The organism is Enterobacter cloacae complex sp. S1 (assembly GCF_014930525.1).
Lineage (GTDB): Bacteria > Pseudomonadota > Gammaproteobacteria > Enterobacterales > Enterobacteriaceae > Enterobacter > Enterobacter hormaechei_C.
In genome coordinates this window covers 1-20887 of the sequence record NZ_JADBRE010000007.1, presented here as the reverse complement: position 1 = coordinate 20887, position 20887 = coordinate 1, and the positions used below count along the sequence as shown (strand labels likewise).

The following is a 20887-nucleotide window of genomic DNA, read 5'->3' as shown; positions in this document are numbered from 1 at the left end:
GTGCTAACTCCGACGGGAGCAAATCCGTGAAAGACTTATTAAAGTTTCTGAAAGCGCAAACTAAAACCGAAGAGTTTGATGCGATCAAAATTGCTCTGGCTTCGCCAGACATGATCCGTTCATGGTCTTTCGGTGAAGTTAAAAAGCCGGAAACCATTAACTACCGTACGTTCAAACCTGAGCGTGACGGCCTTTTCTGTGCGCGTATTTTCGGGCCAGTAAAAGATTACGAGTGCCTGTGCGGTAAGTACAAGCGCCTGAAACACCGTGGTGTGATCTGTGAGAAGTGCGGCGTTGAAGTGACCCAGACCAAAGTACGCCGTGAGCGTATGGGCCACATCGAGCTGGCGTCTCCGACCGCTCACATCTGGTTCCTGAAATCTCTGCCGTCCCGTATCGGTCTGCTGCTGGATATGCCGCTGCGCGATATCGAACGTGTTCTGTACTTCGAATCTTATGTGGTTATCGAAGGCGGGATGACCAATCTGGAACGTAACCAGATCCTGACCGAAGAACAGTATCTGGACGCGCTGGAAGAGTTCGGTGACGAATTCGACGCGAAGATGGGTGCGGAAGCTATCCAGGCCCTGCTGAAGAGCATGGATCTGGAGCAAGAGTGTGAAACTCTGCGCGAAGAGCTGAACGAAACCAACTCCGAAACCAAGCGTAAAAAGCTGACCAAGCGTATCAAACTGCTGGAAGCGTTCGTTCAGTCTGGTAACAAACCAGAGTGGATGATCCTGACCGTTCTGCCGGTTCTGCCGCCAGATCTGCGTCCGCTGGTTCCGCTGGATGGTGGTCGTTTCGCAACGTCGGATCTGAACGATCTGTACCGTCGCGTGATCAACCGTAACAACCGTCTGAAACGTCTGCTGGATCTGGCTGCGCCGGACATCATCGTACGCAACGAAAAACGTATGCTTCAGGAAGCAGTCGATGCCCTGTTGGATAACGGTCGTCGTGGTCGTGCGATCACCGGTTCTAACAAACGTCCTCTGAAATCTTTGGCCGACATGATCAAAGGTAAGCAGGGTCGTTTCCGTCAGAACCTGCTCGGTAAGCGTGTTGACTACTCCGGTCGTTCTGTAATCACCGTAGGTCCATACCTGCGTCTGCATCAGTGCGGTCTGCCGAAGAAAATGGCACTGGAGCTGTTCAAACCGTTCATCTACGGCAAGCTGGAACTGCGTGGCCTCGCCACCACCATCAAAGCCGCGAAGAAAATGGTTGAGCGTGAAGAAGCTGTCGTTTGGGATATCCTGGACGAAGTGATCCGCGAACACCCGGTACTGCTGAACCGTGCACCAACTCTGCACCGTCTGGGTATCCAGGCCTTTGAGCCAGTCCTGATCGAAGGTAAAGCGATCCAGCTGCACCCGCTGGTTTGTGCGGCCTATAACGCCGACTTCGATGGTGACCAGATGGCTGTTCACGTACCGCTGACGCTGGAAGCCCAGCTCGAAGCGCGTGCGCTGATGATGTCTACCAACAACATCCTGTCTCCAGCGAACGGTGAACCTATCATCGTTCCTTCTCAAGACGTTGTACTGGGTCTGTACTACATGACCCGTGACTGTGTTAACGCCAAAGGCGAAGGCATGGTGCTGACTGGCCCGAAAGAAGCTGAGCGTATTTATCGCGCTGGCCTGGCCTCTCTGCATGCGCGCGTTAAAGTGCGTATCACCGAATACGAAAAAGATGAAAACGGCGAGTTCGTTGCGCACACCAGCCTGAAAGACACGACCGTTGGCCGTGCCATTCTGTGGATGATCGTACCGAAAGGTCTGCCTTTCTCCATCGTCAACCAGGCGCTGGGCAAGAAAGCGATCTCCAAAATGCTGAACACCTGTTACCGCATTCTGGGTCTGAAGCCGACCGTTATCTTCGCTGACCAGACAATGTACACCGGCTTTGCTTATGCAGCGCGTTCAGGTGCATCTGTTGGTATCGATGACATGGTCATCCCAGAGAAGAAACACGAGATCATCTCTGAAGCGGAAGCTGAAGTTGCTGAGATCCAGGAGCAGTTCCAGTCTGGTCTGGTAACCGCAGGCGAACGTTACAACAAAGTTATCGATATCTGGGCTGCGGCGAACGATCGTGTATCTAAAGCGATGATGGATAACCTGCAAACCGAAACCGTGATTAACCGTGACGGCGTAGAAGAGCAGCAGGTCTCCTTCAACAGCATCTACATGATGGCCGACTCCGGTGCGCGTGGTTCTGCGGCACAGATTCGTCAGCTGGCAGGTATGCGTGGTCTGATGGCGAAGCCAGATGGCTCCATCATCGAAACGCCAATCACCGCGAACTTCCGTGAAGGTCTGAACGTACTCCAGTACTTCATCTCCACGCACGGTGCGCGTAAAGGTCTGGCGGATACCGCACTGAAAACGGCGAACTCCGGTTATCTGACGCGTCGTCTGGTTGACGTTGCGCAGGATCTGGTCGTCACCGAAGACGATTGTGGCACCCTCGAAGGTATCACCATGACCCCGGTTATCGAGGGTGGTGATGTTAAAGAGCCGCTGCGCGATCGCGTACTGGGTCGTGTGACCGCGGAAGACATTCTGAAGCCGGGCACCGCAGACATTCTGGTTCCACGCAACACCCTGCTGCACGAACAGTGGTGTGACCTGCTGGAAGCGAACTCTGTTGACTCCGTGAAAGTGCGTTCCGTTGTATCCTGTGACACCGACTTTGGTGTGTGTGCGCACTGCTACGGTCGTGACCTGGCGCGTGGCCACATCATCAACAAAGGTGAGGCTATCGGCGTTATCGCGGCACAGTCCATCGGTGAGCCGGGTACACAGCTGACGATGCGTACGTTCCACATCGGTGGTGCGGCATCTCGTGCGGCTGCTGAATCCAGCATCCAGGTGAAAAACAAAGGTAGCATCAAGCTCAGCAACGCGAAGTCTGTTGTTAACTCCGCAGGCAAGCTGGTTGTGACCTCCCGTAACACCGAGCTGAAGCTGATCGACGAATTCGGTCGTACTAAAGAGAGCTATAAAGTGCCTTACGGTGCGGTTATGGCGAAAGGTGATGGCGAGCAGGTTGCCGGCGGTGAAACCGTTGCAAACTGGGACCCACACACCATGCCGGTTATCACCGAAGTAAGTGGTTTCATCCGCTTCACTGACATGATTGACGGCCAGACCATTACTCGTCAGACCGACGAGCTGACCGGTCTGTCTTCTCTGGTGGTTCTGGATTCTGCTGAACGTACTACCGGCGGTAAAGATCTGCGTCCTGCACTGAAAATCGTTGATGCTCAGGGTAACGACGTTCTGATCCCTGGTACCGATATGCCTGCGCAGTACTTCCTGCCGGGTAAAGCGATTGTACAGCTGGAAGATGGCGTACAGATCAGCTCTGGTGACACCCTGGCGCGTATTCCTCAGGAATCCGGCGGTACCAAGGACATCACCGGTGGTCTGCCACGCGTTGCGGACCTGTTCGAAGCACGTCGTCCGAAAGAGCCTGCGATCCTGGCTGAAATCAGCGGTATCATCTCCTTCGGTAAAGAGACCAAAGGTAAGCGCCGCCTGGTTATCACGCCAGTAGATGGCAGCGAGCCGTACGAAGAGATGATTCCTAAGTGGCGTCAGCTCAACGTGTTCGAAGGTGAACGCGTAGAACGTGGTGACGTGGTTTCCGATGGTCCAGAAGCGCCGCACGACATCCTGCGTCTGCGTGGTGTGCATGCTGTTACCCGTTACATTGTTAACGAAGTACAGGACGTATACCGTCTGCAAGGCGTTAAGATTAACGATAAACACATTGAAGTTATCGTTCGTCAGATGCTGCGTAAAGCAACCATCGAAAACGCGGGCAGCTCCGACTTCCTGGAAGGCGAGCAGGTTGAATACTCACGCGTTAAGATCGCTAACCGCGATCTGGAAGCGAACGGCAAAATCGGTGCGACCTTCGCACGCGATCTGCTGGGTATCACCAAAGCGTCTCTGGCAACCGAGTCCTTCATCTCTGCTGCATCGTTCCAGGAAACCACTCGTGTCCTGACCGAAGCGGCTGTTGCAGGTAAACGTGATGAACTGCGCGGTCTGAAAGAGAACGTTATCGTGGGTCGTCTGATCCCGGCCGGTACCGGTTATGCGTACCACCAGGATCGTATGCGTCGTCGCGCAGCGGGCGAACTGCCAGCTGCACCGCAGGTGACTGCCGAAGATGCATCCGCGAGCCTTGCAGAACTGCTGAACGCAGGTCTGGGCGGTTCCGACAACGAGTAATCGTTGATGCCCGGTAGGTAAAATTACCGGGCATATGAATCACAGGTCGGGTAAGCGTAGCGCCACCCGACAATAAAAAACCCGCCTCGGCGGGTTTTTTTTACATCTGTATGTCTTCAGTTCACTAACGGGATACGTCGATAAAGCTCAATCATATCGCCCGCCAGATCCTGAATAACCATCGCGTTCATCAGGTGATCCTGAGAGTGAACGGTGATCAGGTTAACCGGAAGTTTCCCGGTCCCTTCATCAAGACCGATAAGCTGCGTCTGGATCGTATGCGCATGTTTCACATATTCACGCGATTCTTCCATCGCTTTCTCGGCTTCATCAAAGTCGCCTTTTCGCGCCATCTGCAACGCCGTCAGGGCCGCGCTGCGCGCTGCGCCTGCGTTGACCAGCAGTTCCATAATCGTGGTTTCTAAGTCTTCCATTATGACTCCAGAAGTTTGAGCGCTTTTTCCAGTACGGCATCACCTTTCATCATGCCGTAATCCATCATGTCGATGACCGCAACCTTTTTTCCGAGCGGATCGGCCTGCGCCTGGAGTTTTGCCTGTTCGTATTTAACCTGTGGCCCCAGTAATACGATATCAGCCGTCGCGATGTTATCTTTAAACTCCGCGACCGGAACGGCTTTAATGGTTACTTCGACTCCTTTTTTCTGCGCGGCATCTTTCATACGTTGAACCAGCATGCTGGTTGACATTCCCGCTGCACAGCATAAAACGATGTTCTTCATAGTCAGCCTCGATCTACATGTGTTTATTGATAATTATCCCGTGCAGACCGCTTCAACAACCGCTTTACCGCGATTGTGTGTCAGGCATCACAAAGAAATCGGCATTTTTCTGAAACCGGTTACAATTTTACAGCGGAGAGCATTCTGCCCGTCAGATCGGGCAGAATTTGAGGAAGGGTATTATCGGCTGGCCGTGCTTACGATGCGGTTTTTACCCTGTTGTTTAGCGGTATACAGCGCTTCATCTACGCTACCGATAAATTGTTCCAGCGGTTCGAAGTGCCACTCCCCCATCCCGGCGCTGAAGGTCACTCGCAGATTCTCTTCCCGCCAGGTCCGCTTTTCAACGGCGGTGCGCCAGGCTTCCAGTAGCGCGTGCGCGGAGTTCATCAGCTCGGCCGGGAATATCACGCCGAACTCTTCTCCACCGTAGCGGTAAACGGAAACGTGGTGCGGCTGCATGATCTGAATACCTTCCCGCGCCACGTTGCGCAGCACAATATCCCCGCTCAGGTGGCCCCAGGTGTCGTTAATGGATTTGAAGTTATCGATGTCGATCAGCGCCAGAACGAAGGGTTGATGAGCGGTCAGCAGCTCATCCACATCGTTATCGAACGCACGGCGATTTTTGCAGCCTGTCAGCGCATCATGGGTGGCCTGACGGACATAGGCCAGCTCGCGTTCTTTATTGGTTCGAATGGTATGGCTGAGCATCGCCTCAAGGCGTGGCGCCTGGTTGACGTCGCCGGTTTTGATGGCGTTGATAATGTTCATCAGCACAGAACGCGAGGCATGACGAAGGTAAAGCCCGAACAAAATGATGATGATTGCCGCCAGCGCAAATCCCCAGCCGACGACGGTGGTTTCATGCCGGGTGATGACGGTAAGCGTGGCATCGGAGACCCGATAAATCACAAACCAGTCCGGATTGGTGAAAGAGTAGTAGTAATACCAGGTTTTACTTTTGGGGTCGAAAAGATGGCCTTCGCCGCTGGTCATTTTGTCCATCAGCGCTTCGCTTACGTACTGCTTAAAGAGCGCCCCCGTGTCCGGATGCAGCACAACGGCGCCGTCACGCTCCACGACAAAAAACTCACCCTGAACCGGCGCCACCATCTGGCGCAGGGTATACCCCATGGACGTTAAATCAAGATGGAAAGCGAGCGTGCCCTTCAGACGGCCTTCCGGTGAAATGACCGGCTTATAAAGAGTGACCGTAGGATGTTGGGTGAAATAGTCCAGATAGGGGCGGGTGTAGTGAGGAAAGTTGCTGGCTTCCGCTTGCCCGACAAACCATGGGCGGGTTCTGGCGTCGAACGACTTACTTTTCTCCGTTGGCAGCACTTCCGGCGCGCGCAGATGGCGCCCTTCTGTGTCCGCCAGAGAGATAGACGACACCGTCGGCATCAGGTTCTGCAAATGCATCAACATCTGCAAACCGTGTGTCGGATCGATATTTATTGTCTGATTCACTCTGTCATTACGGGCGAAGTACATCGCAGCGCGACCAAGAATATAGTCATTTTCTCGCAGGATGGATTCGGTATAGTTCACCGCCAGATTATGGGTGAAGTTACCATTAATCTTATGATAATCCTCAATAAAATCCTTTCTCTGTGAAAGGACGACCAGGACGGCGATCAGCGCGAAACTGAACAGGATCCCCGCGAAGCTGACCATAATTGGCCGGGTAAAAGAGAGCTTTTTACTGTGGAGTGCCATGAGTTGTACATCAATCCAGATGGTAGACGCGTTGCGTCTGTCGATACCCTCAGCATAGTCGCTGTCCGGTTGCTGGTAGTAAATTATACAGAAGGCGATTACCGACGAGATGATTTATCTTAAGCGTAGATAAGAAACGACGTATTTATTGTATCAATTGAATTTTGTTTAAGAGGCGGAGGGCAGGGCGAAACGAGGAAGAAGCATTTTCACCCTGGTCAGCGTCCGTTGCTGACGTGGTTAAGCATAAGAAAACCGGGCAGATCGCCTCAATCGCCCGGTTATGATCTTACGAGCCGCCTCGTAACCTTTTCGCATTTTTGCAGACAGTTTCAGCGCTAATGCGAGGCTCTTCCCAGCCAGCTATCCCAGTCTTTCCACACCGGCTGTAGCCCCTGTGCAGTCAGGGCTTCCGCCACCGCTTCGGGCCGTCGGCCGTCGTGCGGTGCAAACTGTTCCAGTTCCGGGTGATCGTCCGCGTAACCGCCCGGCTGCGTTTTGGAAAAGGCGCTGACGTTATTGATCGCCAGCGGGATCGCGCGATCGCGAAACGCGGGGGATTCACGCGTGGAGAGCGACAATTCCACTTCCGGCGCGAACAGGCGAAATGCACACAGGGTTTGCACCAGCTGTCGCTCATCCATCAGCGAGGCGGGTTCAACGCCTCCCGTACAGGGGCGCAGCCGCGGGAAAGAGATGGAATAGCGGCTTTGCCAGTAGTGCTGCTGTAGCCACAGCAGATGCTCCGCCACCATATAGCAGTCCACCCGCCAGCTGTCGGACAGACCGATAAGCGCGCCCAGCCCAATTTTATCGATACCGGCGCGCCCCAGCCTGTCCGGCGTTTCCAGCCGGAAGATGAAATCCTGCTTCTTCCCTTTCAGGTGATGCCGGGCATAGGTCGCCTCATGGTAGGTTTCCTGATAAACCATTACGCCGTCCAGCCCGAGGGTTTTCAGCTCCGCATATTCCTCCTGCGACAGAGGCTGCACTTCCATTTGCAACGAGGCAAATTCGCGGCGGATGGCCGGAAGATGCTGGCGAAAATAGTCCATCCCCACTTTGCCCTGATGTTCACCCGTCACCAGCAGGAGATGTTCAAAACCCATCTCACGAATAGCCGCACACTCGCGGGCGATCTCATGCTCATCCAGCGTTTTACGCTTAATACGGTTGCTCATGGAGAAACCACAGTAGGTGCAATCGTTGGCGCACAGGTTAGAAAGATAGAGCGGCACGTAAAAGCTCACCGTGTTGCCAAAGCGCTGGCGGGTGAGGCGTTGCGCGCGCTGGGCCATCGGTTCAAGGTACGCGCTGGCTGCCGGAGAAAGCAGGGCCATCAAATCCTCGCGCGTCAAATGTTTGGCTGTTAATGCCCGCTCTACGTCCGCAGAGGTTTTACTGTTGATGCGTAAGGCAATATCGTCCCAGTTAAGCTGACGCCAGCGATCGGTAAAGGTAGCCATCAGAGCGCCTCCAGAAAATCGGTCAGCGGGCTGGTGGCCTGCGCCTGAACACTGCGCGAGCCGGGGCCGGACTGCCAAGCCAGCAGACCGGACTCCACGGCAAGGCGGAACGCACGCGCCATCATCACCGGGTCGTCGGCCACCGCAATCGCGGTATTGACCAGCACCGCATCGGCCCCCATCTCCAGCGCCTGCGCGGCGTGACTGGGTACGCCGATGCCCGCATCCACCACCACCGGCACGGTCGCCTGCTCAATAATGATTTCCAGCATCGCGCGGGTCTCCAGCCCCTGGTTGGAGCCAATGGGGGCGCCCAGCGGCATTACGGCCGCGCAGCCGACCTCTTCCAGACGCTTACAGAGCACGGGGTCGGCACCACAGTAGGGCAGAACGGTGAATCCCTGCTGCACCAGCTTCTCTGCCGCTTTCAGGGTTTCGATCGGATCGGGCAACAGCCAGCGGGCGTCCGGATGAATTTCCAGCTTCAGCCAGCGGGTGCCGAGCGCTTCCCGCGCCAGTTGCGCAGCGAAAATTGCTTCCTCGGCCGTTTTCGCACCGGAGGTATTCGGTAAGAGCGTCACGCCTGCCTCCAGTAACGGCGCAAGTATGGCATCGTTGTGCTGACGCAAATCCACGCGCTTCATCGCCAGCGTCACCAGCTGGCTGCCGCTTTCACGAATGGCATCCACCATCAGTTGCGGGGAGGCGAATTTTCCGGTTCCGGTAAACAGATGTGAATCAAAGACTTTGTCGGCAATACGTAACATCTCAGCCCCCTGCGATAACCTGAAACAGCAGGATCTGGTCGCCCTCATTGACCTGCTGATGTTCCCACCGCTCGCGCGGCAGGATCTGTTGATTGAGCGCCAGCGCCGTTCCCGGCTTCAGCTGGCGCAGCATGTCGAGCAGGGCGGCAACGGTGAGATCGTCGTCGCACGTCATCGGCTCATCGTTAAACAGAATGCGCATTGCGGCCTCCACATACCGGGCAGTGGCTGGCACGGTTCAACGCCAGATGACGCCAGCCGCTGGAGCGGGCGTCGAACAGCCGCAGCGTGTTGCGTTCTGTCTCCATGCCGCTGAGCAACTTGATGGCCTCCAGCGCCTGAAGAGTACCCATCACGCCCACCACCGGGCCCAGAATGCCTGCCGTGCGGCAGTTACGCTCCGGTTCAGCCTCGTCCGGCCACAGGCAGCGGTAGCAGCCCTGTGCCCACGGCGGCGTAAGCACCATTATTTGCCCACCGAAACCGACCGCGCTGGCGGTGATCAGCGGCGTGTTCTGCGCAACACAGGCCGCGTTGATGGCCTGACGTGTCGCCATATTGTCCGTACAGTCCAGCACCACGTCGGCAAGGGCCACTTCGCGTTGCAGATCTTCCCCGCTCAGCCGCGTCTGGAGTGCGACCAGTTCGATATCGGGGTTAAGCTGGTTCAGCCGCTGGCGCGTAACGTGCGCTTTAGGCTGGTTGATATCTTCTGTCGTAAAGAGAATTTGCCGTTGCAGATTGCTGAGATGTACCTCGTCGTCATCGGCCAGCACCAGCGTGCCCACGCCCGCGCCGGCCAGATACAGCGCGGCGGGGGTGCCTAATCCGCCCAGACCGACAATCAGTACCCGGCTGGCGAGCAGCTTTTGCTGTCCCTCGATGGCGATATCCTCCAGCAGGATCTGGCGGCTGTAACGCATAAAATCACGATCTTTCATCACCTGCTCCTGCCAGTTGTAAAAGCTGCGCGGTGGCGGCCTGCCAGTCTGCCGCCTGGGTGATAGCGCTGACGACGGCGATACTGCCGACGCCGGTCTCCAGCACCGCGGGCGCACGTTCAAGGCTGATCCCGCCGATGGCGACGGTGGGGTAATCGGCAAGGCGCTTAACGTGGGCCGCCAGCTGCGTCAAACCCTGTGGAGCGGACGGCATCTGTTTGGTTTGCGTTGGGAAAACGTGCCCGAGCGCGATGTAAGAGGGGCGGGCCGCCAGCGCCACGTCGATCTCCATATCATCGTGGGTAGAAACGCCCAGCCGCAGACCGGCGTCACGGATCGCGTTGAGATCGGTCGTTTCCAGATCTTCCTGTCCCAGATGCACGCCGTACGCCTGGTGTTTAACCGCCAGCCGCCAGTAGTCGTTGATAAACAGGCGGGCGTGGTAGCGACGTCCCAGCGCGATAGCGGCGATCACGTCGGCCTCCACCTCTTCATCGCGTTTATCCTTGATGCGTAGCTGGAGGGTGCGAACGCCAGCTTCCAGCAGGCGGGCGATCCACGCCACGCTGTCCACCACCGGGTAAAGCCCTAAGCGGAAGGGGACAGGGGGGAAATCAGGCTGGTACATTATGCCTCCTCTTTTTTGAGGTAGATTTCGCCGCCTTTCGCGCGGAAGGTTTCCGACATGTCCGCCATGCCGACTTCAATGGTCTGCGCGGCGGCGTAATCGCGTACTTCCTGGCTGATTTTCATCGAGCAGAATTTAGGTCCGCACATGGAGCAGAAGTGCGCAACTTTGCCCGATTCCTGCGGCAGGGTTTCGTCGTGATAGGCGCGGGCGGTGAACGGATCGAGGGCCAGGTTAAACTGGTCTTCCCAGCGGAATTCAAAGCGCGCTTTGGACATGGCGTTGTCGCGAATTTGCGCGCCCGGATGGCCTTTCGCCAGATCCGCCGCGTGGGCGGCAATCTTGTAGGTGATCAGCCCCTGCTTCACGTCCTCTTTGTTTGGCAGCCCGAGGTGCTCTTTCGGCGTCACGTAGCAGAGCATGGCGCAGCCGAACCAGCCGATCATCGCCGCGCCAATGCCTGACGTGAAGTGGTCGTAGCCCGGCGCAATATCGGTGGTCAACGGCCCCAGGGTGTAGAACGGTGCTTCGTGGCAGTGCTCCAGTTCCTCGGTCATGTTGCGACGGATCATCTGCATCGGCACATGGCCCGGGCCTTCAATCATCACCTGCACGTCGTACTCCCAGGCGATTTTGGTCAGCTCGCCCAGCGTGTGCAGCTCGGCAAACTGCGCCTCGTCGTTAGCATCGCGGATGGAGCCAGGACGCAGGCCGTCGCCCAGCGATAAAGAGACGTCGTACGCGGCGCAAATTTCGCAGATTTCGCGGAAGTGTTCGTAGAGGAAGTTTTCCTGATGATGGGAAAGGCACCATTTAGCCATAATCGAACCGCCGCGTGAGACGATACCGGTCAGACGTTTCGCCGTCATCGGCACGTAGCGCAGCAGCACGCCCGCGTGGATGGTGAAGTAGTCCACGCCCTGCTCGGCCTGCTCCAGCAGTGTGTCGCGGAACGCTTCCCAGGTGAGGTTTTCGGCGATGCCGTTGACCTTCTCCAGCGCCTGATAAATCGGGACGGTGCCAATCGGCACCGGGCTGTTACGCAGGATCCACTCGCGGGTCTCATGAATATAGCGGCCAGTGGAAAGGTCCATCACCGTGTCCGCGCCCCAGCGCGTCGACCAGACCAGCTTTTCCACCTCTTCTTCGATGGATGACGTCACCGCTGAGTTGCCGATGTTGGCGTTGACCTTCACCAGGAAGTTGCGGCCGATAATCATCGGCTCGGATTCCGGGTGGTTGATGTTGGCGGGGATAATGGCGCGCCCGGCGGCCACTTCGTCACGCACAAATTCCGGCGTGATGTTTTCCGGCAGGCGAGCGCCAAACCCTTCACCAGGATGCTGGTGGCGCAGCACTTCGCTGCGGATGCGCTCGCGGCCCATGTTTTCGCGGATGGCGATGAACTCCATCTCCGGCGTGACGATACCCTGGCGCGCGTAGTGCAGCTGGGTGACGCATTTGCCCGCTTTAGCGCGTTTCGGCGTCAGCAGGCCGGTAAAGCGCAGCTCGTCCAGACCGTCGTCGGCCAGGCGCGCGTTGGTATACGCCGAGCTGCGCACGCTCAGTTCTTCGCAGTCGTTACGGGCGTCAATCCACGGCTGGCGCAGTTTTGCCAGACCCTGCTGTACGTTGATAGCAACAGAAGGGTCGCCGTACGGGCCGGAGGTGTCATACACCGGCACGGCTTCGTTGTCTTCAAACTGCGGGTTTTCTTTGCTGCCGCCGATAAGCGTCGGGCTGAGCTGGATTTCGCGCATCGGCACGCGGATATCAGCCTGTGAACCGGTGATGTAGATGCGCGTTGAGTTCGGGAAAGCGGTGCCTTCCAGGGTGTCGATGAAGCGTTGTGCGTGTTCGCGCTGTTCGCGGCGGGTCAGTTTTGTTGTAGACATAGCTCATTCCAGATGTGAAGGACATGGCTTGTCAGACGACGGATGAAGCAAGAGAAGATCGCCTCAGGGGCGATACAACAGCAGTGTGACTCTTGTTCCCTTCGCAGGTATTAACCTGATCAGGTTCCGCGGATCCCGAATTAACGGTCTCAGCCCGTGCTTTCACACTGGGCACTCCGACAAGAAAAATCCCCCTCGTGAGAGGGGCGAATGGTTGTAAATTACTCGTTAACGATTAAGAACTCAAGCAGGGCGCGCAACGTTATCGCTGGTGCTGATATTCAGGTTGTTGTCCAGCACGAGGGCGATGAGCTTGTCTTCCAGCGTGAATCGCTCTTCCAGCGCTTCGCCAAGGTCGGAAAGCGCCTGCTGAAACTCAAGATAGTTATCGTGATCGATAGCGTTCTCTAGCGTGGAATCGTAGTAGTCCATGATCTGCTGGGTGTTGGCTTCCAGCAGCGGACAGAGTTTGCTGGCCGCTAAATACGGCGTTGTCCCTTCCATTTCGCGGATAATGCGTTCATAAAGGTTGAAATGGCCGTCGGAAAGGTAGTCGACCAGGCTCTGACAGAAGTCGTCCAGCGCTTTTTCATTCAGCCGCATAAAGGATTCTTTGCCAGGCTTAAGACCAACCAGATTGTAATATGCCACGAGTAGATGCTTGCGCACATGTAGCCAGCGATCCACCAGGGTGTTACTTCCTCCAACGCGCTCAGTCAGGCTTTCCAGCTGGTTTAACATGGTCGACTCCATAAGGTTTAGAATGGGATCTGCTTATCCAAAATGTAACCATAATGCTAACAACATGTCAGTGAAGCGAAGGTAGTGCAATAGATATGGATCGTATTATTGAAAAATCAGATCTGGGTTGGTGGATCGTCAGTCGCGAACAAAAATTATGGCTGCCCGGTGGGGAGATACCCTACGGTGCGGCAGACATCTTCGATCTCGTCGGCCAACCGGCGCTGCGGATCGGCGAGTGGCAGGGCGATCCGGTATGGTTGATCCAACAGGCTCGTCGTCAGGATATGGGCTCCGTTCGTCAGGTGTTGGATCGGGATGTCGGCCTGTTCCAGCTGGCGGGGCGCGGCGTGCAGCTGGCGGAGTTTTACCGCTCGCACAAATACTGCGGCTACTGCGGCCACACCATGCACCCGAGCAAAACCGAGTGGGCAATGCTTTGCGGCCACTGCCGTGAACGCTACTACCCGCAAATCGCACCGTGCATCATTGTCGCCATCCGCCGTGATGATTCCATCCTGCTGGCGCAGCATACCCGCCATCGCAACGGCATTCACACCGTCCTCGCCGGGTTCGTGGAAGTCGGCGAAACGCTGGAACAGGCGGTGGCGCGCGAGGTGATGGAGGAGAGCGGCATTAAGGTGAAAAACCTGCGCTATGTGACGTCGCAGCCGTGGCCGTTCCCGATGTCCCTGATGACCGCGTTTATGGCGGAATACGACAGCGGCGAGATTGTTATCGATCAGAAAGAGCTGCTGGAGGCTAACTGGTATCGCTACGACGATTTACCGCTGCTGCCCCCGCCGGGAACGGTGGCGCGTCGCCTGATAGAAGATACCGTGGCAATGTGTCGGGCCGAGTGTGAGTAGTGTTACACTGACGGACTGACGCAATAAGGAACTGCAAAATGACCGAACTGAAGAACGATCGTTATCTGCGTGCGCTGCTGCGCCAGCCCGTTGATGTCACCCCGGTGTGGATGATGCGCCAGGCGGGACGCTATCTGCCAGAGTACAAAGCCACGCGCGCGCAGGCAGGCGATTTTATGTCGCTGTGCAAAAACGCCGAGCTGGCCTGTGAAGTGACGCTCCAGCCGCTGCGCCGCTTCCCGCTCGATGCCGCCATTCTTTTTTCGGACATTCTCACCATTCCGGATGCGATGGGCCTTGGGCTCTATTTCGAAACCGGAGAAGGCCCGCGTTTTACCTCTCCGATCAAAAGCAAAGCCGACGTTGATAAGCTGCCGATCCCCGATCCTGAAGGCGAGCTGGGCTATGTGATGAACGCCGTGCGCACCATTCGCCGCGAACTGAAAGGCGACGTGCCGCTGATTGGCTTCTCCGGTAGTCCGTGGACGCTGGCCACCTACATGGTGGAAGGCGGCAGCAGCAAAGCCTTTACCGTCATCAAAAAGATGATGTACGCCGAGCCGCTGGCCCTGCATGCCCTCCTCGACAAGCTGGCGAAGAGCGTCACGCTCTATCTCAACGCGCAGATTAAAGCGGGCGCGCAGTCGGTGATGATTTTCGACACCTGGGGCGGCGTGCTGACCGGACGTGATTATCAGCAGTTCTCCCTGTACTACATGCACAAAATTGTCGATGGCCTGCTGCGTGAAAACGAAGGCCGTCGCGTGCCGGTGACGCTGTTTACCAAAGGCGGCGGTCAGTGGCTGGAAGCGATGGCGGCCACCGGCTGCGACGCGCTGGGCCTCGACTGGACCACCGATATTGCCGATGCGCGCCGTCGCGTGGGGGACAAAGTGGCGCTCCAGGGCAACATGGATCCGTCCATGCTCTATGCGCAGCCTGCCCGTATCGAAGAAGAAGTGTCGACTATACTGTCTGGTTTCGGCCAGGGCGAAGGCCACGTCTTCAACCTCGGTCACGGTATTCATCAGGATGTACCGCCAGAACACGCTGGCGTATTTGTGGAGGCGGTGCATAGGCTTTCTGCCCAGTATCATAAGTAAGGAGTGGTTATGGATCTCGCGTCGCTACGCGCTCAGCAAATCGAACTGGCTTCATCAGTGATCCGCGAGGATCGTCTGGATACGGACCCTCCGCGGTACATTGGCGGGGCGGACGTCGGATTTGAGCAGGGCGGTGAAGTGACGCGAGCGGCGATGGTGGTGCTGAAATACCCTTCGCTGGAGCTGGTGGAGTACAAGGTGGCGCGTATCGCCACCACCATGCCCTATATCCCCGGCTTTCTCTCCTTCCGCGAATATCCCGCGCTGCTGGCCGCGTGGGAGCAACTCTCGCAAAAACCCGATCTGCTGTTTGTTGATGGGCATGGTATCTCCCATCCGCGTCGCTTAGGCGTCGCCAGCCACTTTGGTCTGCTGGTGGACGTGCCGACCATCGGCGTGGCGAAAAAACGCCTGTGCGGCGCGTTTGAGCCGCTCTCTGCCGAACCGGGCGCACTGGCGCCGCTTATCCATAAAGGCGAGCAGCTGGCGTGGGTCTGGCGCAGTAAAGCGCGCTGCAACCCGTTGTTTATCGCCACCGGGCATCGGGTCAGCATGGATAGCGCCCTGGCGTGGGTGCAACGCTGTATGAAGGGCTACCGTTTACCGGAGCCAACCCGCTGGGCCGACGCCGTGGCCTCTTCACGTCCGGCATTCATTCGTTGGCAGGAAATTCAGCCGTGATTCAGGTAAACTGCGGCTAATTTTCGATTCGAGACATCATCATGTTACAAAACCCGATTCATCTGCGCCTTGAGAAGCTGGAAAGCTGGCAGCACGTGACGTTTATGGCTTGCCTGTGCGAGCGCATGTATCCCAACTATGCCGCGTTCTGCAAGCAGACGGCGTTTGGCGAAGGCCAGATTTATCGTCGTATCCTGGATTTAATCTGGGAGACGCTGACGGTCAAAGATGCGAAGGTAAATTTTGACTCTCAGCTCGAAAAGCTGGAAGAGGCTATTCCGGCTGCGGATGATTTCGATCTGTATGGCGTCTACCCGGCCATTGATGCCTGTGTGGCGTTGAGCGAGCTGATCCACTCCCGTCTGAGCGGTGAAACCCTGGAACACGCCATTGAAGTCAGCAAGGCATCCATTACCACCGTTGCGATGCTGGAAATGACCCAGGAAGGCCGTGAAATGACCGACGAGGAGCTGCGTGCTAACCCGGCGGTTGAACAGGAATGGGATATTCAGTGGGAAATTTTCCGTCTGCTGGCGGAGTGTGAAGAACGTGATATTGAGCTGATCAAAGGGCTTCGCGCGGACCTGCGCGAGGCCGGTGAGAGCAATATTGGTATAATTTTTAACCAATGAGACAACAAAACGTGATTTAACGCCTGTTTTGTCACTCCTCGACTCTTCCCTTTCGCCCCCCGTCTGGTCTACATTTGGGGGGCGAAAAAAAGTGGCTATCGGTGCGTGTATGCAGGAGAGTGCTTTTTTGGCATTTTCGTCGCACTCGATGCTTAGCAAGCGATAAACACATTGAAAGGATAACTTATGAACAAGACTCAACTGATTGATGTAATTGCGGACAAGGCTGATCTGTCTAAAGTGCAGGCTAAAGCTGCTCTGGAATCTACCCTGGCTGCTATTACTGAGTCTCTGAAAGAAGGCGATGCTGTACAACTGGTTGGTTTCGGTACCTTCAAAGTGAACCACCGCGCTGAGCGTACTGGCCGCAACCCGCAGACCGGTAAAGAAATCAAAATCGCCGCAGCTAACGTGCCGGCATTTGTTTCTGGTAAAGCACTGAAAGACGCAGTTAAGTAAGACGCGTGGCAGTGAACAGTTTTAACGAAGGGGCGGCAACGCCCCTTTTGTCATTCTGGCGTGGAACGCTCGCGCTGGCAGGCGTACTGTTGCTGTCTGCCTGTAGCCATGATTCCTCACTCCCCCCGTTTACCGCCAGCGGCTATGCTGACAACCAGGGTGCGGTCAGGATCTGGCGCAAAGATTCCAGCGATGAAGTCCATATGCTCACCGCATTCAGCCCGTGGCATAACGGCAACACCTCGACCGCAGAATACCGCTGGCAGGGCGATGCGCTGTCGCTCATTGAACTGAATATCTACAGTAAGACTCCCGAACACGTGAAGGTGCGTTTCGACGACCACGGCGAGCTGAGCTTTATGCAGCATGAGGTCAGTGGACTGAAACAGCAGCTTTCCAGCGATCAGGTCGCTCTCTACCGCTACCGTGCTGAACAACTCCGCCAGACCAGCGATGCGCTGCGTCAGGGCCGCGTGGTGCTGCGCCAGGGGCGCTGGCATGCCGACGGCACGGTGACCACCTGCGAAGGGCAGACGGTGAAGCCTGAGCTTGAATCCTGGGCAACCGAACACATTCAGCGTCGTCAGCGGCATTCATCTGTGGAGGTGAGTGTGGCATGGCTGGAAGCGCCGGAAGGCTCTCAGCTGTTGCTGGTGGCGAATGAAGATTTCTGCACCTGGCAGCCGACAGAGAAGAGTTTCTGACGTAAATCCCCTCTCCCTTGAGGGAGAGGGTTAGGGTGAGGGGGAAATTACTCTCCCTGCTCCCGCGCAATGGCACGATAGCCGATATCCTGGCGGCTGAAGCTGCCATTCCAGTGAATATCCGCCATCAGCGCATAGGCGCGCTTCTGCGCCTCTGCCACGGTCTGGCCCAGCGCGGTCGCACACAGCACGCGACCGCCGTTGGTGAGCACGCGGTCGTCGTCAGAGAGCTTTGTACCGGCGTGGAACACCTTCGCACCGTCAATCTCTTCCAGCGGCAGGCCGTGGATCTCATCTCCGGTGTTGTAGCTACCCGGATAGCCACCCGCAGCAATCACCACACCTAAAGAGGCACGCTCGTCCCACTCGGAAGTTTTCTCGTCCAGCTTGCCTTCGCACGCCGCCAGACACAGATCAACCAGATCGGACTTCATGCGCAGCATGATCGGCTGGGTTTCCGGATCGCCGAAGCGGCAGTTGAATTCAATCACCTTCGGGTTACCCTGCTTGTCGATCATCAGGCCTGCGTAAAGGAAACCGGTGTAGGTATTGCCTTCCGCAGCCATCCCCTTCACGGTTGGCCAGATGATGCGGTCCATGGTGCGCTGGTGTACTTCGTCAGTGACCACCGGAGCAGGGGAGTAAGCTCCCATCCCGCCGGTGTTTGGCCCCGTGTCGGCATTGCCTACGCGCTTGTGATCCTGGCTGGTCGCCATCGGCAGAACGTGCTCGCCGTCAACCATCACGATAAAGCTCGCTTCTTCGCCGTCGAGGAACTCTTCAATTACGATGCGGTGGCCCGCGTCGCCAAAGGCGTTACCCGCCAGCATATCCTGCACGGCGGCTTCCGCTTCTTCGAGGGTCATCGCCACGATAACGCCTTTCCCGGCAGCCAGGCCGTCGGCTTTGATCACGATGGGCGCGCCTTTTTCACGCAGGTAAGCCAGAGCAGGCTCTACCTCGGTGAAGTTCTGATATTCCGCCGTCGGGATGTTATGACGCGCGAGAAAATCTTTGGTGAAGGCTTTTGAGCCTTCCAGCTGCGCAGCCCCTTCCGTTGGGCCGAAAATTTTCAGGCCCGCGGCGCGGAAGGCATCTACAACGCCGATCACCAGCGGTGCTTCCGGGCCAACAATCGTCAGATCGATATTCTCGTTTTGGGCAAAGCTCAGCAGCGCCGGGATGTCGGTTACGCCGATGGCGACGTTCTGTAGTGCGGGCTCCAGCGCGGTCCCGGCGTTACCCGGTGCCACAAAGACGGTTTCAACCTGCGAAGACTGCGCTGCTTTCCACGCCAGGGCGTGCTCGCGCCCGCCGTTACCAATCACTAATACTTTCATTTTCTGCTCCGGGAATTAATGGCGGAAGTGGCGCATGTCGGTGAAGATCATTGCGATGCCATGCTCGTCGGCAGCGGCAATCACTTCGTCATCACGGATTGAACCGCCAGGCTGGATCACACAGGTGATGCCCACAGCAGCGGCCGCGTCGATACCGTCGCGGAACGGGAAGAAGGCGTCAGAGGCCATGGCGGAACCTTTGACTTCCAGACCTTCGTCACCTGCTTTAATACCCGCGATTTTCGCAGAGTAAACGCGGCTCATCTGGCCTGCGCCTATTCCGATGGTCATGTTCTCTTTGGCGTAGACGATGGCGTTGGATTTCACGAACTTCGCCACTTTCCAGCAGAACAGCGCGTCACGCAGTTCCTGCTCGGTTGGCTGACGTTTGGTGACGACATGCAGATCGGCTTCGCCCACCATACCCAGATCGCGGTCCTGAACCAGCAGCCCGCCGTTCACGCGCTTGAAGTCCAGGCCTGGAACGCGCTCTGCCCACTGGCCGCAAACCAGTACGCGCACGTTCTGTTTCGCCGCGGTGATTTTCAGCGCCTCTTCGGATGCTGATGGCGCGATGATCACTTCGACAAACTGACGGGAGATGATGGCCTGCGCGGTTTCCGCATCCAGCTCGCGGTTGAAGGCGATAATGCCGCCGAACGCGGAGGTCGGGTCGGTTTTGTAGGCGCGATCGTAAGCTTCCAGAATAGACGCACTTACCGCAACGCCGCATGGGTTGGCGTGCTTGACGATAACGCAGGCCGGCTCGCTGAACGCTTTCACGCATTCCAGCGCGGCGTCGGTATCGGCAATGTTGTTATAGGAGAGGGCTTTGCCCTGTACCTGCTGGGCAGTCGCTACAGAGGCTTCTTTTACCTCTTCTTCTATATAGAAGGCAGCCTGCTGGTGGCTGTTCTCGCCGTAACGCATATCCTGCTTCTTAATGAAGTTCAGGTTCAGCGTGCGCGGGAAGCGGCCAGATGGATCTTTGCTTTCACCGTGGTAGGCAGGTACCAGGCTACCGAAGTAGTTGGCGATCATGCTGTCGTAGGCGGCGGTATGCTCGAAGGCTTTGATGGCGAGATCGAAACGCGTTTCAAGCGTCAGGGACCCGTGGTTGGCATCCATCTCATTAATAATGGCGTTGTAGTCGCTGCTCTTTACCACGATGGCCACATCTTTATGGTTCTTGGCTGCGGAGCGCACCATGGTCGGGCCGCCGATGTCGATATTCTCAACAGCGTCTTCCAGAGAACAGCCTTCACGGGCGACGGTCTGGGCGAACGGGTAGAGGTTAACGACCACCATGTCGATGGGGGCAATATTGTGCTGCTCCATAATGCCGTCGTCCTGACCGCGACGGCCCAGAATACCGCCGTGCACTTTCGGGTGCAGGGTTTTGACGCGTCCATCCATCATTTCCGGGAAACCGGTGTAATCGGACACTTCGGTTACCGGCAGACCTTTATCTGCTAACAGGCGAGCGGTACCGCCTGTAGAAAGCAGCTCTACGCCACGTGCAGAAAGTGCCTGAGCGAATTCGACGATACCGGCTTTATCAGAAACACTGAGCAGAGCGCGGCGGACTGGACGATGTTGTTGCATGGTAAATCCCCTGGATTTCACGATTACAGAGAGCGTTAGATGAATTTTCCTGTGAAAAACTCATCTAACACACCTGACGAGGCATCCTTGTGAAGCGCGAGCATTTTAACGAAAACGTTTGCGCAACGCTCGCACATTTTTACTTTTTCGTATCATTGTGGATAAGTCTGTGCGTAAAAAGGTATAAGGCGGGGTTTTGCTGTGGAATGCAGCAGTCAGTCATTTTTCTGTCATTTAGCGGTTGCGGCCTGCGGAGAACTCCCTATAATGCGCCTCCATCGACACGGAACATGTGAATCACTTCACAAACAACCGGGTCGGCTGAAGAGAAAAAATCCTGAA

General features: G+C 56.6%; 19 protein-coding genes and 1 riboswitch. Of the genes, 7 read left to right on the top strand and 12 right to left on the bottom strand.

Translation table 11 applies throughout. The features are described from left to right. The first annotated feature begins 26 nt into the window (after positions 1 to 26). Complete coding sequence (gene rpoC, locus IM290_RS07470; RefSeq protein WP_006810528.1) at positions 27 to 4250, top strand: DNA-directed RNA polymerase subunit beta'; 4224 nt, start codon at positions 27 to 29, stop codon at positions 4248 to 4250. Positions 4251 to 4366: 116 nt separating this feature from the next. Here the strand turns inward: rpoC and IM290_RS07465 are convergent, their stop codons facing one another. The 10 genes from IM290_RS07465 to IM290_RS07420 form a co-directional block, all read right to left on the bottom strand. Further along, positions 4367 to 4684 carry a PTS lactose/cellobiose transporter subunit IIA gene (locus IM290_RS07465; protein ID WP_003862327.1) on the bottom strand — a complete coding sequence of 106 codons (318 nt, stop codon included), beginning with the start codon at positions 4682 to 4684 and terminating at the stop codon, positions 4367 to 4369. Then, positions 4684 to 4992, bottom strand: coding sequence for a PTS sugar transporter subunit IIB (locus IM290_RS07460; RefSeq protein WP_010425948.1), 309 nt, complete (start codon positions 4990 to 4992; stop codon positions 4684 to 4686). The genes IM290_RS07465 and IM290_RS07460 overlap by 1 nt, the downstream gene beginning before the upstream one ends. A 180-nt stretch (positions 4993 to 5172) precedes the next feature. Next, positions 5173 to 6714 carry a sensor domain-containing diguanylate cyclase gene (locus IM290_RS07455; protein WP_193042386.1) on the bottom strand — a complete coding sequence of 514 codons (1542 nt, stop codon included), beginning with the start codon at positions 6712 to 6714 and terminating at the stop codon, positions 5173 to 5175. Between the two features lie 338 nt (positions 6715 to 7052). Next, positions 7053 to 8180 carry a 2-iminoacetate synthase ThiH gene (gene thiH, locus IM290_RS07450; protein WP_193042387.1) on the bottom strand — a complete coding sequence of 376 codons (1128 nt, stop codon included), beginning with the start codon at positions 8178 to 8180 and terminating at the stop codon, positions 7053 to 7055. Continuing rightward, positions 8180 to 8947, bottom strand: coding sequence for a thiazole synthase (gene thiG, locus IM290_RS07445; protein WP_193042388.1), 768 nt, complete (start codon positions 8945 to 8947; stop codon positions 8180 to 8182). The genes thiH and thiG overlap by 1 nt, the downstream gene beginning before the upstream one ends. 1 nt (position 8948) lies before the next feature. Next, positions 8949 to 9149 (bottom strand): sulfur carrier protein ThiS, encoded by a 201-nt coding sequence (gene thiS, locus IM290_RS07440; RefSeq protein WP_015569971.1) that lies wholly within the window; start codon positions 9147 to 9149, stop codon positions 8949 to 8951. Beyond that, positions 9133 to 9888 (bottom strand): thiazole biosynthesis adenylyltransferase ThiF, encoded by a 756-nt coding sequence (thiF, locus tag IM290_RS07435; RefSeq protein WP_023302918.1) that lies wholly within the window; start codon positions 9886 to 9888, stop codon positions 9133 to 9135. The genes thiS and thiF overlap by 17 nt, the downstream gene beginning before the upstream one ends. Further along, positions 9875 to 10516, bottom strand: a complete 642-nt coding sequence (gene thiE / locus IM290_RS07430; protein WP_017694729.1) for a thiamine phosphate synthase — start codon at positions 10514 to 10516, stop codon at positions 9875 to 9877. Before thiE ends, thiF begins: the two co-directional genes overlap by 14 nt. Next, complete coding sequence (gene thiC / locus IM290_RS07425; protein WP_015569968.1) at positions 10516 to 12411, bottom strand: phosphomethylpyrimidine synthase ThiC; 1896 nt, start codon at positions 12409 to 12411, stop codon at positions 10516 to 10518. The genes thiE and thiC overlap by 1 nt, the downstream gene beginning before the upstream one ends. Positions 12412 to 12490: 79 nt before the next feature. Further along, positions 12491 to 12600: riboswitch (TPP riboswitch) on the bottom strand. Positions 12601 to 12654: 54 nt separating this feature from the next. After that, on the bottom strand, positions 12655 to 13152 hold the full coding sequence (locus tag IM290_RS07420; RefSeq protein WP_017384077.1) for an Rsd/AlgQ family anti-sigma factor: 498 nt from the start codon (positions 13150 to 13152) through the stop codon (positions 12655 to 12657). Positions 13153 to 13247: 95 nt separating this feature from the next. Between IM290_RS07420 and nudC the strand changes: the two genes are divergently transcribed. From nudC to IM290_RS07390, 6 genes are all read left to right on the top strand, one after another. Beyond that, positions 13248 to 14021, top strand: a complete 774-nt coding sequence (nudC, locus tag IM290_RS07415; protein ID WP_193042389.1) for an NAD(+) diphosphatase — start codon at positions 13248 to 13250, stop codon at positions 14019 to 14021. Positions 14022 to 14059: 38 nt separating this feature from the next. Then, complete coding sequence (gene hemE, locus IM290_RS07410) at positions 14060 to 15124, top strand: uroporphyrinogen decarboxylase (protein WP_022650209.1); 1065 nt, start codon at positions 14060 to 14062, stop codon at positions 15122 to 15124. Positions 15125 to 15133: 9 nt separating this feature from the next. Further along, on the top strand, positions 15134 to 15805 hold the full coding sequence (nfi, locus tag IM290_RS07405) for a deoxyribonuclease V (RefSeq protein WP_003862312.1): 672 nt from the start codon (positions 15134 to 15136) through the stop codon (positions 15803 to 15805). 41 nt (positions 15806 to 15846) lie between these two features. Then, positions 15847 to 16437, top strand: a complete 591-nt coding sequence (locus tag IM290_RS07400) for a YjaG family protein (RefSeq protein ID WP_003862310.1) — start codon at positions 15847 to 15849, stop codon at positions 16435 to 16437. A gap of 186 nt (positions 16438 to 16623) precedes the next feature. Continuing rightward, positions 16624 to 16896, top strand: a complete 273-nt coding sequence (hupA, locus tag IM290_RS07395) for a nucleoid-associated protein HU-alpha (RefSeq protein ID WP_002445246.1) — start codon at positions 16624 to 16626, stop codon at positions 16894 to 16896. Between the two features lie 11 nt (positions 16897 to 16907). Beyond that, positions 16908 to 17600, top strand: coding sequence for a DUF1481 domain-containing protein (locus tag IM290_RS07390; RefSeq protein WP_017384076.1), 693 nt, complete (start codon positions 16908 to 16910; stop codon positions 17598 to 17600). 47 nt (positions 17601 to 17647) lie between these two features. On the opposite strand, the gene purD is transcribed toward IM290_RS07390, so the two are convergent. Together purD and purH are read right to left on the bottom strand one after the other, a co-directional pair. Further along, positions 17648 to 18940, bottom strand: a complete 1293-nt coding sequence (gene purD / locus IM290_RS07385; RefSeq protein ID WP_193042390.1) for a phosphoribosylamine--glycine ligase — start codon at positions 18938 to 18940, stop codon at positions 17648 to 17650. A 15-nt stretch (positions 18941 to 18955) separates the two neighbouring features. After that, positions 18956 to 20545: a bifunctional phosphoribosylaminoimidazolecarboxamide formyltransferase/IMP cyclohydrolase gene (gene purH / locus IM290_RS07380; protein ID WP_193042391.1), complete on the bottom strand. Its 1590-nt coding sequence runs from the start codon at positions 20543 to 20545 to the stop codon at positions 18956 to 18958. Between the last annotated feature and the right edge of the window lie 342 nt (positions 20546 to 20887).

Excerpts from the sequence above, each read along its gene's own strand:
- IM290_RS07465 (WP_003862327.1), bottom strand. The coding sequence starts at position 4,684 with ATGGAAGACTTAGAAACCACGATTATGGAACTGCTGGTCAACGCAGGC.
- IM290_RS07460 (WP_010425948.1), bottom strand. The coding sequence starts at position 4,992 with ATGAAGAACATCGTTTTATGCTGTGCAGCGGGAATGTCAACCAGCATG.
- IM290_RS07455 (WP_193042386.1), bottom strand. The coding sequence starts at position 6,714 with ATGGCACTCCACAGTAAAAAGCTCTCTTTTACCCGGCCAATTATGGTC.
- thiH (WP_193042387.1), bottom strand. The coding sequence starts at position 8,180 with ATGGCTACCTTTACCGATCGCTGGCGTCAGCTTAACTGGGACGATATT.
- thiG (WP_193042388.1), bottom strand. The coding sequence starts at position 8,947 with ATGTTACGTATTGCCGACAAAGTCTTTGATTCACATCTGTTTACCGGA.
- thiS (WP_015569971.1), bottom strand. The coding sequence starts at position 9,149 with ATGCGCATTCTGTTTAACGATGAGCCGATGACGTGCGACGACGATCTC.
- thiF (WP_023302918.1), bottom strand. The coding sequence starts at position 9,888 with ATGAAAGATCGTGATTTTATGCGTTACAGCCGCCAGATCCTGCTGGAG.
- thiE (WP_017694729.1), bottom strand. The coding sequence starts at position 10,516 with ATGTACCAGCCTGATTTCCCCCCTGTCCCCTTCCGCTTAGGGCTTTAC.
- thiC (WP_015569968.1), bottom strand. The coding sequence starts at position 12,411 with ATGTCTACAACAAAACTGACCCGCCGCGAACAGCGCGAACACGCACAA.
- IM290_RS07420 (WP_017384077.1), bottom strand. The coding sequence starts at position 13,152 with ATGTTAAACCAGCTGGAAAGCCTGACTGAGCGCGTTGGAGGAAGTAAC.
- nudC (WP_193042389.1), top strand. The coding sequence starts at position 13,248 with ATGGATCGTATTATTGAAAAATCAGATCTGGGTTGGTGGATCGTCAGT.
- hemE (WP_022650209.1), top strand. The coding sequence starts at position 14,060 with ATGACCGAACTGAAGAACGATCGTTATCTGCGTGCGCTGCTGCGCCAG.
- nfi (WP_003862312.1), top strand. The coding sequence starts at position 15,134 with ATGGATCTCGCGTCGCTACGCGCTCAGCAAATCGAACTGGCTTCATCA.
- IM290_RS07400 (WP_003862310.1), top strand. The coding sequence starts at position 15,847 with ATGTTACAAAACCCGATTCATCTGCGCCTTGAGAAGCTGGAAAGCTGG.
- hupA (WP_002445246.1), top strand. The coding sequence starts at position 16,624 with ATGAACAAGACTCAACTGATTGATGTAATTGCGGACAAGGCTGATCTG.
- purD (WP_193042390.1), bottom strand. The coding sequence starts at position 18,940 with ATGAAAGTATTAGTGATTGGTAACGGCGGGCGCGAGCACGCCCTGGCG.
- purH (WP_193042391.1), bottom strand. The coding sequence starts at position 20,545 with ATGCAACAACATCGTCCAGTCCGCCGCGCTCTGCTCAGTGTTTCTGAT.